Below are 12,721 nucleotides of genomic sequence, written 5' to 3' on the forward strand. Positions count from 1 at the left end.
GTTAAAATTCAATCTAAAATATAAGTTAATTTCCTAATATTTTAGCAATATAAGCAAGATGACTTATAATTAAAAACTACTTTTTCTATAAATAATAATTGAAGATATTTTAAACCCTGATCAATTTTTTTTAACCGCAAAAGCTGCAAAAGTTTCATTTTTAAAAACCAATTCAAAAGAATGCAAAATGCATATGGATTACATTTTTTACTTTTTGCATTCTTTTGAGAATCCATTTTTTGATTTTTCTTTTGCGGTTAAAAACTTACATTTTCAGAAAACTATTTAAAGTATTCAACTCCATTTTTGAAAATATTATGGTAATTCGCCGTAGGAATATTCTTCATTAAACCTTCAGAAAAACGCTCCGGATGGCCCATTCTTCCTAATATTTTTCCGGATTTAGAAGTTAAACCTTCAATTCCAAACAGTGAATTATTTGGGTTAAACGGCATTCCGTGGGCAATATTTCCGTCAAAATCAATGTACTGTGTCGCAATCTGCCCGTTTTCGTATAATTCTTTAATTACATTTTCCGAAGCCATAAACCGGCCTTCACCGTGCGAAATCGGAATCGTAAATACCTGATCTTTCATTCCTTTTAACCAGGGAGAATCATCATTAATCACTTTCACATCGACCATTTGAGAAATATGACGACCGATTGCGTTATGTGCTAAAGTCGGAGAATCCGCATTCAAATCCCGAATTTCACCATAAGGCAACAATCCTGATTTTACCAGAGCCTGAAAGCCGTTACAGATTCCGAGAATCATTCCGTCGCGTTCCAATAACTGATGAACCGCATTTTTCATCTTCTCATTTTTCAAAACATTGACAATGAATTTCGCCGAACCATCTGGTTCATCGCCGGCTGAAAAACCTCCGGATAAAACCAAAATCTGAGACCGGTTAATTTCAGAAATCCACGCCTCTAAACTTTCATTTAACAATTGATGATTAAGATTTATTAAAGGCAATCCTGAAACTTCAGCACCTTCTTTCCGAAAGGCATTTTGGGTTTCATATTCACAATTGGTTCCCGGAAAAATCGGCGCAAAAACTTTCGGTTTCGCTAAATTATGTTTTAGTATAGTAATACTTCTGGGAGTAGTAGAATTCAATTTTGAATCAATTTCAACCACCATTTTCTTTTTTTCCGTCGTTGGAAAAAGTTCTTCAAAAGTTCCTCGCCACACCTCAAGTAGTTTTGCGATATCGAATTTAAAATCACTGATTTTCAAAATATTAGAATTTGAAACCTCACCAATAACTTGAAGCAAATCATTTTCTAAATCCTCTGAACTTTCTATAATTAAACTTCCGATATTCTTGGTTAAAAGCAAATCTTCATCTGCTTTAATTTCTGCTCCAAGATGATTTCCAAAACTCATTTTCGCTAAGGCAACTGCAACTCCACCCTCTTTAATGGTCTTCACCGAAACAATCTTTTTAGCCTTACTATTTTCAAATATGAAATCAAAAATCTGTTTCAAATTTTCATAATTCGGCATTCCGTTTTCCTGTGGAATGTGATGAAATAAATACAGCTTATTTCCCGCTTTTTTGAATTCAGGTGAAATGATATTTTTCTTTTCTCCATTCGCACAGGCGAAAGAAATCAAAGTCGGCGGAACATGAATATCCTGAAAACTTCCGCTCATGGAATCTTTACCACCAATCGCGGCCAGTTCAAAATTCATCTGCGCGTCGTACGCGCCAAGCAAAGAAGCCAAAGGTTTTCCCCACTTCTGAGGATTGTTTCCGAGCTTTTCAAAATACTCCTGAAAACTCAAACGGATATTTTTGTAATCGCCGCCCATGGCGACGATCTTGGCAACACTTTCAACTACGGCATTTGCAGCGCCAACCAGAGAGTTCTGAGACGAGATATCCGCATCGAATCCCCAACTCGCTAAAGATACTGTTTCGATGTTTTGAGCGTTTAAAATCGGTAACGTTTGCACACTTCCTTCCATTTCAGTCAACTGGTGTTTTCCGCCAAACGGCATCGCAACGGTCGTTCCGCCTACAGAAGCATCAAACATTTCCGCCAAACCTTTTTGGGAAGCAACATTTTTGCTGGAAAGAATCTTCAAAAAGTTTTCTTCGTTAAATTCGATCGTCTCACTTTCAACCGGTTGCAGATGTGATACTTCAGCATCCTGCGTTTTTGCACAACCATTGGTATCTAAAAATTCGCGGCTTAAATCAACAATTTTATTTCCCTGCCAAAACATCTGCATTCTTCCAGAATCGGTTACTTTAGCCACTTCTACGGCTTTTATATTTTCCTTTTCACAGAAACTGATGAATTTTTCTTTGTCTTTCGCTTCAATAACGACCGCCATTCTTTCCTGAGATTCAGAAATAGCGAGTTCAGTTCCATTTAAACCTTCATATTTTAAAGGAAGAATATCGAGGTTAATTTCCAGTGAATCAGCAATTTCGCCAATCGCAACCGAAACGCCGCCAGCACCAAAATCGTTTGATTTTTTAATCAAAGTCGTCACTTCAGGATTTCTAAAAAGTCGTTGAATTTTACGTTCTTCAACAGCGTTTCCTTTCTGAACTTCGGTCGACAAAGTGTGAATTGAGGTTTCATCCTGAACTTTCGAACTTCCGCTTGCACCGCCTACTCCGTCTCTACCGGTTGCGCCACCTAATAAAATCACGAGATCTCCATTTTGAGGCTGCTCTCTTTTGACCCAATCTTTTTTCACGGCACCCACGACAAAACCAACTTCCATTCGTTTTGCTTTGTAACCATCGTGGTAAATTTCATTCACCGAAGTTGTCGCTAAACCAATCTGGTTTCCGTAAGAAGAATAACCGTTTGCAGCTTGTTTCGTAATCGTTCTTTGCGGAAGTTTCCCCGCTAAAGTCTCAGTAATCGGCTCTAAAACATTGGCCGCTCCGGATAAACGCATCGCCTGATAAACAAAAGCACGCCCAGACAAAGGATCTCGGATTGCACCTCCTAAACAGGTTGAAGCACCACCAAAAGGTTCAATTTCTGTCGGATGATTATGAGTTTCATTTTTAAACAATAAATACCATGGTTCTTTTTTTCCGTCGAATTCGGCTTCGATTTCAATGGTACAGGCATTTATTTCATCGGAAACTACGAGATTTTCCAGTTTCCCGGTTTTGTGGAAATACCTGGCGCACACCGTAGCCAAATCCATTAGTGAAATAGGTTTCAGTTCCCTGCCTAAGAATTTTCTTTTCTCAATATAATCATTAAAAATGGTTTGTAAAGTCGATTTAAAAGAATCATTAAACTGAATATCAGTCAGTTCTGTTTCGAAAGTGGTATGTCGGCAATGGTCACTCCAATACGTATCCAGAACTTTAAGTTCCGTTTCAGTTGGATTTCTATTTTCTGATTTAAAATAAGTTTGAATAAATTCTAAATCATCAATATCTAAAGCAAAACCGTGGCGGTCATAAAATATTTTTAATTCTTCGGAAGAAAAATCATTAAAACCTTCATGAACAATAACAGGATCCGCCGTTTCTTCTGCAGGAATTTCTAATTTCGACAAATCCTTAACCTGAGATTCAACTTTATTAATGAGATGATTTTTAATGGTTTCAACATCTGATTCTGCAACCCCAAACAATTCGATGAGTTTCCCGCTTCTGACTTTTCCATTTTCATTTTCAGTGAGTAAAGCAATACACTGTTGTGCCGAATCTGCACGCTGATCATATTGACCGGGCAAAAATTCGGTGGCGAAATGAAGGCTTTCCGCAGGATTCACTTCATGCAAAATATCGGTCACGGGATCTACAAAAGTACTGTTGATGACTTTCGAAAACTCATTGTCATTAACACCGAAAACATCGTACACATTATAGACTTTAACATCTTTAATGGTCGGTACGATATTTTTTATTTCATTAAAAACCAGTGGACTTTCAACATCGAAAATTCCTTTTTTTTCTACGAAGATTCTTTTTTTCATTTTTATCGAGATTTCGGCACCTTGTACCTTTTCATTTCACTTTATTTCTTTTTGACAATTCGTCCCGGTTTTACCCCTGTTCTATTTTATTTCACCCTTTCAGGGCTTTTTTATTACCTTAGTAGGTATATTACATCAATTTTTTACGCTCAAAACGTTCTCTTGCTTCCATGAGAGCAGAATGGAGTTTCTTTTCCAGTTCTTTCTTTGGAGGAAGCTCTGTCCAGTATTCGGCGACCACTATTCCATCTTTATGCATTTCTAAAAGTTCAATTTGCTCTTTGCTGCTTTCAGCACAAAGTATTAAACCGATTGGCGTTTCTTCTCCCGATTTTCGTTCATTTTTGTTGAGCCATTTTAGGTAAAGTTCCATTTGGCCTTTTTGTCTGGCTTGAAATTTTCCCATTTTTAATTCCACGGCGACCAATCTTTTTAAAGTGCGATGATAAAATAACAAATCAAGATAAAAATCTTCTCCGTCAATAATCATTCTTTTCTGTCTTTCCACAAATGCAAAGCCTTTCCCAAGTTCAAGGATGAATTTCTCCAATTCGTGCAAAATAGCGGTTTCAACATCTTTTTCTAAATAACCGTTTTGCAAACCGAGAAAATCCAGCAAATAAGGATCTTTGAAAGTGTTGATTGGTATATTTTCATTTTGATTTACCTGAATATTGGCAATCTCTGTGCGTTCAAAAGTTTTGTTAGCAATTCGTTTTCGTAAATCCCTTTTACTAAGCGTTTCCTTTATTACCAATTCTGCGTAGAACAATCTCGCTTCACTGCTTTTTAATGGTAATAATTCTACAAAATGTGACCAACTTAATTGTGTAGCCAGTGGCGACAAAATTTCCAATTCTGGAAATCGTTGGGAAAACTGCATCATTCTCCGCACATTTCTTTCGGTAAAATTTCTGCCATATTTGTTTTCCAATTGCATAGAGACTGTGGACACAATTTGTTTTCCATATTCTGCACGTTGGTTTTGTAAAATTTCTTCGCTGATGCGTTTTCCGACCTGCCAAAACAAAACCGTGAGCGTACTATTGGCGTACATTACCACCTGATTGCGACTTTGCTCAATAAGCAGCGACAATTCGACAAACAGATTTTCATCGAAAATTTGATTTTTATCTACGAAGTTTCTTTTATCAGACATGCTTTAATAGGTCGCTCGCTTGGAGCTTAATTTGTGGATTAACAATTTTCTACCCATATTCCTGCTTCGGAGCTTAAAAAAAAATGCAGCCAAGAAGACTGCATTAATTTTTATACTTTAAGGTCGGCTTTTAACCCGATTAATTCGGCGTACTTTTCCAAGATCGGCTTTACCTCATTTTCAATAAACTCCTCTGTCTGTATCGGTGCGAAACCTATAAAATTCTTAGGTTCCAGAACTGCCATCAGTTTCGATTTATCCAGTTTTAAGGAATGATCGTTTAAAATTCTTTCAAGCAAATCGTTTTCCTTTCCTTCTTCTTTTACTTTTTTCGAAGCTTCCATGGAATGAAGGCGGATGGTTTCGTGAATTTCCTGACGATCACCGCCGGCTTTCACTTCTTCCATAATAATATATTCCGTCGCCATAAACGGAAGTTCTTCCATAATATGTTTTTGAATTCTGTTTTCATAAACCACAATTCCATTCATGATATTATTCCAAATCATCAGAATCGCATCTACCGCTAAAAAAGCTTGTGGAATGGTTAATCTCTTGTTCGCAGAATCATCCAAAGTTCTTTCAAACCACTGTGTTGAAGCGACCATCGCTGAACTAGTTGACAAAGAAATCACAAATTTTGCCAAAGCTCCGATTCTTTCGGAACGCATTGGATTTCGTTTGTAAGCCATCGCAGAAGAACCGATTTGGTTTTTCTCGAAAGGTTCTTCAATTTCTTTTAGATTCTGTAAAAGTCTTAAATCATTCGTGAATTTATGGGCTGATTGCGCAATATTTGAAAGTAAAGCAATCACTTTTGCGTCGATTTTTCGATCGTAGGTTTGTCCGGAAACGCCGAAAACTTTGTCAAAACCGAAACGCTTAGAAAGTTCTTTATCCAAATGTTTTACTTTGGAATAATCACCATTAAATAACTCTAAGAAACTTGCCGCAGTTCCGGTTGTTCCTTTAACGCCACGAAATCTTAAAGTTTCTAAGAAAAATTCTAATTCTTCGAAATCTAAAATTAAAGACTGCAGCCATAAAGTGGCCCGTTTTCCAACGGTAGTTAATTGAGCCGGTTGGTAATGGGTAAATCCTAAAGTCGGCAGATCCTTATATTGAATGGCAAAATCAGCCAGATTTTTCATCACATTCACCAACTGTTTTTTGATGAGCAATAATCCGTCGCGCATCTGAATCAAATCGGTGTTATCACCAACAAAAGCCGAAGTGGCTCCGAGGTGAATAATTCCTTTTGCCAAAGGAGCAGCGTCGCCATAGGTGTGAACATGCGCCATCACGTCATGACGGAATTTCTTCTCGTACACGGCAGCTTTTTCGTAGTCGATAATATCTGAGTGCTCTTTAAGCTGAGCGATCTGCTCATCGGAAATGTCAAGCCCTAAATCTTTTTCGATTTCGGCAAGTGCAATCCATAATTTCCGCCAGTTTCTGAACTTGTTGTTCGGGGAGAAATTATAGAGCATTTCCTCACTTGAATAGCGTTCTTCAAGAGGGTTTTTGTAGGAATTCATTCTTTCTTTTACTTTTTACTTGCACAAATTTAAGGAAAAATATTGAGGTCTAAAACTTATTTTCGGCCTGTAAATTCCTTCATCGTGTCATAAATTCCAAAAACATTTTCCATCACCCAGTCAAATGCGGGGATCGGCAAAATACCTTGTGAAAGACGAATAAACCAGTATGGAAGTGGCATTGCCAACATTTTCGTTTCTTTTTCAATTGCTTTAATAATACGCTCTGAAGTCTTTTCTGGCTCCAAAATTGGAAGAAGTTTTGATTTTACCCCATCGAACATTCCGGTATTAATAAAGAACGGCATTATCGTTGTCACCGAAATATTTTTCTTCAACTGAACCATTTCCAGACGGACACTGTCTCCCCAACCAATGACAGCCCATTTTGAAGCGGCATAAACTGACATTTTGGGATTGGAAATTAATCCTGCAGAAGAAGCAATATTGCAGATGGCACCTGAATTCTTCGAAATCATACCGGGAATAAACTCTAACGTAATGTGCATCAAAGCATTTGAATTAATCGACATGCTTTTTTGAATCTGATCGTGCGTGTGTTCATGAAAATATTTTCCGACCACAATTCCGGCATTGTTAATAAGAATATCTACAGAACCGACTTCAGTTCTTACCCTTTGAGCATTGATTTTGATTTCATCCAGGTTAGAGACATCGACTTTAAAAGTGAAAACTTCACCGCCCAATTTGGAGAATTCCTCTTTTGTTCTACTTAAACCATCTTCATTGATATCCCAAATTATCAATTTAGAACAACCTCTTTCCAAAGATTTTCTGGCCATTATTTTTCCGATTCCGGAGCAGCCGCCCGTGATGAGAACTATTTTATTTTTAAAATCCATTTTTTAAATATATTATTTTTTTAGCTAAATTTGTTTGGATTGATAGTTGTTACTAAATTTCATTAAACACGGATTATTGCCTAAATTGTCAATAACAAAATCTAAACTACAATTAAATTAATAATTAAAAGTAATGAATTTCAAAGATATTTTAACCGAACAGCGGGAATTATTTGACAGTCAGAAGAGTAAAAATCTGAAATTCCGAAAAATGTATTTGGAGAAGCTTAAAGAAGTGATCCTAAAAAACGAGGATTTATTATATGAAGCCATCTACAAAGATTTTGGTAAATCCAGATTTGACACTTATTCCACCGAAATTTCGTTCGTTTTGAAAGACATTGATTATTATCTGAAAAACCTGAATTCTTTAGCAAAACCAAAAAACGTGCGCACTAATCTCGCCAACCAGCTGGGCTCCAGTAAAGTGTATCCGGAACCTTTGGGATGCACTTTGGTCATCGGTGCGTGGAATTATCCTTATCAACTTTCGCTGTCACCGATGGTTGCGGCTTTAGCAGCCGGAAACACCTGTATTTTGAAACCAAGCGAAATAGCAGCACATTCGATGCATGCGATGGCACAAATAATTAATGAGAATTTCCCAAAAGAATATTTATATGTTATCGAAGGTGGTGTAGAAGAAATTACGGAAATTCTGAAACTGAAATTCGATAAGATATTTTTCACCGGCAGCCCGAAAGTTGGGCAAATAGTTTACGAAGCTGCAGCCAAACATTTAACTCCCGTGACGCTGGAACTGGGCGGAAAAAGTCCTGTAATTGTAACTTCCAGCACTAATTTCGAAGTGGCGGCGAAAAGAATAGTTTGGGGGAAATTTCTGAATGCCGGCCAAACTTGTGTCGCACCCGATTACATTTTAGTCGATGAAAAAATAAAAGACAGCTTCCTGGATTCTTTGAAATCGTATATCCAAAAATTTAATTACCAACCAGAATCTGAACACTATACCAGAATCATTAATGAAAGAAATTTCGACCGGTTGGTGAAATTAATTGATAAAGAAAAAGTCTTTTTCGGTGGAAATTCAAATTCAGCACAACGATTCATTGAGCCTACCATCATGCATAATGTTACCTGGGATGACGCGGTAATGCAGGAGGAAATTTTTGGACCCATCCTTCCCGTTTTAACTTTTAAAAATTTCAATGAGGCCTTGCTTCAAATCGCAGCACATGAAAAACCGCTTTCTGCCTATTTATTTACGGACAATTCTGAGGAGAAGGAACATTTTATTTCCAAAATATCTTTCGGTGGCGGTTGCATCAATGATGTCGTAATGCATTTGAGCAATGACTATCTGCCTTTTGGTGGTGTCGGAAATTCCGGAATCGGAAATTATCATGGTAAATTTGGTTTTGAAGCATTTTCTCACCAGAAAGCCATTTTAAATAGAGCAACCTGGGGCGAACCGGATTTAAAATATCCACCATACACCGATAAAAAACTCAATTGGATTAAGAAATTTTTATAAAATTTGCAGAGGTCCAAAACCTTTTACAGAAAAGATAAAGAAAAAATTCTGCCTAAATTGAAAAATCTGCAAAACCAGTACGGATAAGCGCTTCACTTTTGCACACTTTTGATTTCGACCTTTTTCTGAATTTCACTTTTGCCTCTTTGCGGTTAAAAATGGATATTTGCTCATGCTGTAAAAAATATCCCGTCATTGATTTGACGGGACTTTTCTATTTTATGATTTTGGCGCCCATTCGGTAAAAAATGCTTTTACTTTTTCTAAGCTATATCCTTTTCCTTCTTCTAAAATAGAGCTGTCTTGCGTATGAATCATTTTTCCATTTTTATCTAAAACGATAAAAACCGGATAACCAAATTTTGCTCCTGGATTATCATATTTTGCAAAAACTTTTTCATTTTTATTTTCCGGCGAGTAATTCAAATGATAATAGAGATAATTTTCATCGACAATATTTTTCAGTTCCGGCGTGGTTTGAACAAACTGATTGAACCTTAAACACCAAATACACCAGTTTCCACCGGCCTGCAAAATAATATTTTTGTTCTCTGCCTGAGCTTGTTTTACCAATTCGGCAATTTTAGCTTCAGCATTTTCCTTATCATTATATGGTTTTGGAAGCTTGGCTTTTTCTTCAGCCGCTGCTTTTTTCCTGGCTTCCACGATGGCAGTACTGTCCGATTCGATAAGAAGCGTCTTGTCAGAAGCAACTTCTTTTACCTTAACATTTTCAGTTTTCTGAGAACATGCCAGGGAAGTAATCAGTAAGGATGCCACGGCAAAAATCTTCAAATTAACATTAATCATTGTATTCAAATTTGTTATTCCGTGCAAATTAACAAAAACAGAGCCAATCATAAAGTTTATTATCGTTAAATTTGCAAATCTTTATGAATTTTATTTTTAAAATAATCCTGCTTTTTTCAAAACTTCCGCTGCGGGTTTTGTATTTATTTTCAGATTTCATGTTTTTTGTGATCTACTACGTTGTGGGCTATAGACGGAAAGTAGTGCTGGAAAATCTTCAAAATTCTTTTCCCACAAAATCACCGGAAGAACTTAAAAAAATAGAGAAAAAATTCTACTTCAATTTCTGTGATTATATCGTAGAAACCTTTAAATCATTTACCATTTCTTCTAATGAATTGCGGGTACGGATTCAGCATCTTAACCAGGATGTTTTTCATGAAGCGAAATCCGAAAATAAAAATGTTATTCTGTTAGCAGGCCATGTTTTTAATTGGGAATGGTTCAATGTACTGGCGACCATCATTCCGGAAGAAAACAGTTTCCCGGTTTACCGTAAAGTTCAGAGCGGTTTTTGGGAAGAGAAAATAAAAGGTCTCCGGAACCGGTTCGGAAATCAACCTTTGGAAGCGAAAGAAGTTATTCGTCATATTTTCAGAAATCCAAATGATGGCAATTCGGTTTATATGTTTGTTGCAGACCAAACGCCCCACGTTTCAGAAGTAACTTACGGTTTAAATTTCCTGAATCAGAAAACGCCTGTTTTTGTAGGTTACGATAAACTTTCACTGAGAATGGATCTGGCTTTTGTTTATTGTGAAATGAAAAAAGTAAAGCGGGGTTTCTATCAGGTTAATTTTTACCGGATTATGCCTGACGGTGAAAAATTCGTTGAGCACGAAGTCGTGAAAAAATTCCATAACCTGCTGGAAAACACCATTAATAAAAGACCAGACAATTATCTTTGGTCCCACAGAAGATGGAAATACCAACACGCCATAAAAGTCATGGGGGAATAAATTTCATTTTTTTTAATATTTTATCAATTGAATTTAGCAATCGTCATACTCAACTGGAACGGTAAACATTGGTTGGAACAGTTTCTTCCCAATGTCATCCGGCATTCCGAAAACGCTGATATTTATGTCATCGACAACGCTTCGACCGATGATTCCGTGGCTTTTTTAAAGAGAAATTTTCCGGGGGTTACTATCATACAGAACAAAAAAAATTACGGTTTTGCAGAAGGTTATAATGAAGGATTAAAACACATTGACCACGAGTTTTATTGCCTCTTAAATTCTGATGTTGAAGTGACTGAAAACTGGATAATTCCGGTTTTAACTATTTTTAAAAATGATGAAAATATTGCGGCCGTTCAACCTAAAATCCTTGATTATAACCGAAGAAATTATTTTGAATTTGCAGGAGCTGGCGGCGGTTTGATCGATAATCTCGGTTATCCGTACTGTCGGGGCAGAATTTTTGAAAATATCGAGGAAGATCACGGGCAATTTGATGATGAAGTTGAAATATTCTGGGCTTCAGGATGTTGCTTTTTTATCCGGTCTGAAGATTTTTGGTCACAAAATGGTTTTGATGCAAGATTCTTTGCTCACCAGGAAGAAATTGATTTGTGCTGGCGTTTGAAAAACTCGGGCAGGAAAATTTTCTATACGGGAAAATCAACGGTTTACCATGTCGGCGGAGGAACATTAAATAAACAAAGTCCGCAGAAAACTTTTTTAAATATCCGGAATAATTTTTCGATGATTTTAAAGAATACTCCACTTTCTACTTTGCTTTGGCTGATTCCATTCCGTTTGATTTTAGACGGATTTGCCGGGATTTACCTGGGTTACAAAAACGGCATATCCCATTTCTGGGCGGTAATCAGGGCACATTTTTCATTTTATGCTCAGATTCCCGAAACGGTAAAACTCCGCCAGAACAAGCAGATTTCTAAATTTTATCAGGCAAAATGGTTGGTATTTAAAAACTTTCTTTAATTTTTCACCACTTTCTTTTCTGTTTTTTGAATTAAATTTATCTACTTTTATGTTATGAATATAAAGATAGATATCTACCTGGCGGTTACCATCATTGCGGTGGTTATTCTCGTGCTTGGGATTCTTATCTATTTTTTTCAACATAAATTTTTCTTTCAGCCTGAAAAACTTCCGCCCGATTTCAAATTTGCTTACGACAATTTAATGGCAGATGAAAAAACGGTCGAGCCCGAGCCTGGTGCCAAAATTAATTACCTGCATTTTCATGTTGATTCGCCCAAAGGCGTTGTTCTTTATCTGAAAGGAAATACAAAAAGCATCAAAGGTTGGGGTAAATTTGCCATCGATTTTACCAGATTGGGCTACGAAGTGATCATGATGGATTATCGCGGTTTTGGAAAAAGCACGGGAAAAAGGACTGTACAAGCGATGAAACGGGACTCTCAGTTCATTTATGATATTACTAAAAACGAATTCAGCGAAGATAAAATTGTGGTGTACGGCCGCTCACTGGGTTCCGGTTTTGCAGCAAGACTTGCTTCGAAAAATAATCCCCGACTGTTAATTCTGACGTCACCGCTTTATTCCCTGCTTCGGACAATTCACCACTATCTCCCCTTTATGCCGGCGAAACCCTTTCTACGTTATAATATTCCGACTTTTCAATATTTAAAAAATGTACGCTGTCCGATTAAGATTATTCACGGGAGCGATGATCGGGTAGTTCCTCTCCGCACGGCGGTTGCTCTGTCTGAAATAAATCCAGAACTAACAAGACTGTATGTAATTTTAGGTGCGGGACATATTAATATTCATCAGTTTGAAGAATACCACCGCGTGATGGAAGAAATTTTCGAAGAAAAAAAGATTGTCATCGATTCCACAAAAACCAGCCTGGATTATTCTCACCGGAAATAAAAAATACAGTCCTAAAAT

The 12,721-nt window shown here is 36.9% G+C and carries 9 protein-coding genes; 4 read left to right on the plus strand and 5 right to left on the minus strand.

Annotated elements, in window-relative coordinates; all coding sequences use genetic code 11:
• Positions 1-281: 281 nt before the first annotated feature.
• The 4 genes from QGN23_RS05025 to QGN23_RS05040 all read right to left on the minus strand — a co-directional run bounded on the left by QGN23_RS05025 (position 282) and on the right by QGN23_RS05040 (position 7,531).
• On the minus strand, positions 282-3,971 hold the full coding sequence (locus QGN23_RS05025; RefSeq protein WP_282905913.1) for a phosphoribosylformylglycinamidine synthase: 3,690 nt from the start codon (positions 3,969-3,971) through the stop codon (positions 282-284).
• 130 nt (positions 3,972-4,101) lie between these two features.
• On the minus strand, positions 4,102-5,130 hold the full coding sequence (locus QGN23_RS05030; protein ID WP_282905914.1) for a PDDEXK nuclease domain-containing protein: 1,029 nt from the start codon (positions 5,128-5,130) through the stop codon (positions 4,102-4,104).
• Positions 5,131-5,240: 110 nt separating this feature from the next.
• Positions 5,241-6,668, minus strand: coding sequence for an adenylosuccinate lyase (purB, locus tag QGN23_RS05035; RefSeq protein WP_282905915.1), 1,428 nt, complete (start codon positions 6,666-6,668; stop codon positions 5,241-5,243).
• Positions 6,669-6,724: 56 nt separating this feature from the next.
• Positions 6,725-7,531, minus strand: a complete 807-nt coding sequence (locus QGN23_RS05040; RefSeq protein ID WP_282905916.1) for an SDR family oxidoreductase — start codon at positions 7,529-7,531, stop codon at positions 6,725-6,727.
• Positions 7,532-7,664: 133 nt separating this feature from the next.
• On the opposite strand from QGN23_RS05040, the gene QGN23_RS05045 reads away from it, so the two are divergent.
• Positions 7,665-9,026, plus strand: a complete 1,362-nt coding sequence (locus tag QGN23_RS05045; protein WP_282905917.1) for an aldehyde dehydrogenase — start codon at positions 7,665-7,667, stop codon at positions 9,024-9,026.
• 219 nt (positions 9,027-9,245) lie between these two features.
• Here the strand turns inward: QGN23_RS05045 and QGN23_RS05050 are convergent, their stop codons facing one another.
• Positions 9,246-9,836 (minus strand): thioredoxin family protein, encoded by a 591-nt coding sequence (locus tag QGN23_RS05050; protein WP_282905918.1) that lies wholly within the window; start codon positions 9,834-9,836, stop codon positions 9,246-9,248.
• 83 nt (positions 9,837-9,919) lie between these two features.
• Between QGN23_RS05050 and QGN23_RS05055 the strand changes: the two genes are divergently transcribed.
• From QGN23_RS05055 to QGN23_RS05065, 3 genes are read left to right on the plus strand one after another with little or no spacing between them, the layout of a single operon-like run.
• A complete protein-coding gene (locus QGN23_RS05055) occupies positions 9,920-10,795 on the plus strand; it encodes a lysophospholipid acyltransferase family protein (RefSeq protein ID WP_282905919.1) in 876 nt (291 codons plus the stop codon).
• A 27-nt stretch (positions 10,796-10,822) separates the two neighbouring features.
• Positions 10,823-11,785 (plus strand): glycosyltransferase family 2 protein, encoded by a 963-nt coding sequence (locus QGN23_RS05060; protein WP_282905920.1) that lies wholly within the window; start codon positions 10,823-10,825, stop codon positions 11,783-11,785.
• Positions 11,786-11,839: 54 nt separating this feature from the next.
• On the plus strand, positions 11,840-12,703 hold the full coding sequence (locus QGN23_RS05065) for an alpha/beta hydrolase (protein WP_282905921.1): 864 nt from the start codon (positions 11,840-11,842) through the stop codon (positions 12,701-12,703).
• The last annotated feature ends 18 nt before the right edge of the window (positions 12,704-12,721 follow it).

It is taken from the genome of Chryseobacterium gotjawalense, assembly GCF_030012525.1.
Lineage (GTDB): Bacteria > Bacteroidota > Bacteroidia > Flavobacteriales > Weeksellaceae > Kaistella > Kaistella gotjawalense.

Excerpts from the sequence above, each read along its gene's own strand:
- QGN23_RS05025 (WP_282905913.1), bottom strand. The coding sequence starts at position 3,971 with ATGAAAAAAAGAATCTTCGTAGAAAAAAAAGGAATTTTCGATGTTGAA.
- QGN23_RS05030 (WP_282905914.1), bottom strand. The coding sequence starts at position 5,130 with ATGTCTGATAAAAGAAACTTCGTAGATAAAAATCAAATTTTCGATGAA.
- purB (WP_282905915.1), bottom strand. The coding sequence starts at position 6,668 with ATGAATTCCTACAAAAACCCTCTTGAAGAACGCTATTCAAGTGAGGAA.
- QGN23_RS05040 (WP_282905916.1), bottom strand. The coding sequence starts at position 7,531 with ATGGATTTTAAAAATAAAATAGTTCTCATCACGGGCGGCTGCTCCGGA.
- QGN23_RS05045 (WP_282905917.1), top strand. The coding sequence starts at position 7,665 with ATGAATTTCAAAGATATTTTAACCGAACAGCGGGAATTATTTGACAGT.
- QGN23_RS05050 (WP_282905918.1), bottom strand. The coding sequence starts at position 9,836 with ATGATTAATGTTAATTTGAAGATTTTTGCCGTGGCATCCTTACTGATT.
- QGN23_RS05055 (WP_282905919.1), top strand. The coding sequence starts at position 9,920 with ATGAATTTTATTTTTAAAATAATCCTGCTTTTTTCAAAACTTCCGCTG.
- QGN23_RS05065 (WP_282905921.1), top strand. The coding sequence starts at position 11,840 with ATGAATATAAAGATAGATATCTACCTGGCGGTTACCATCATTGCGGTG.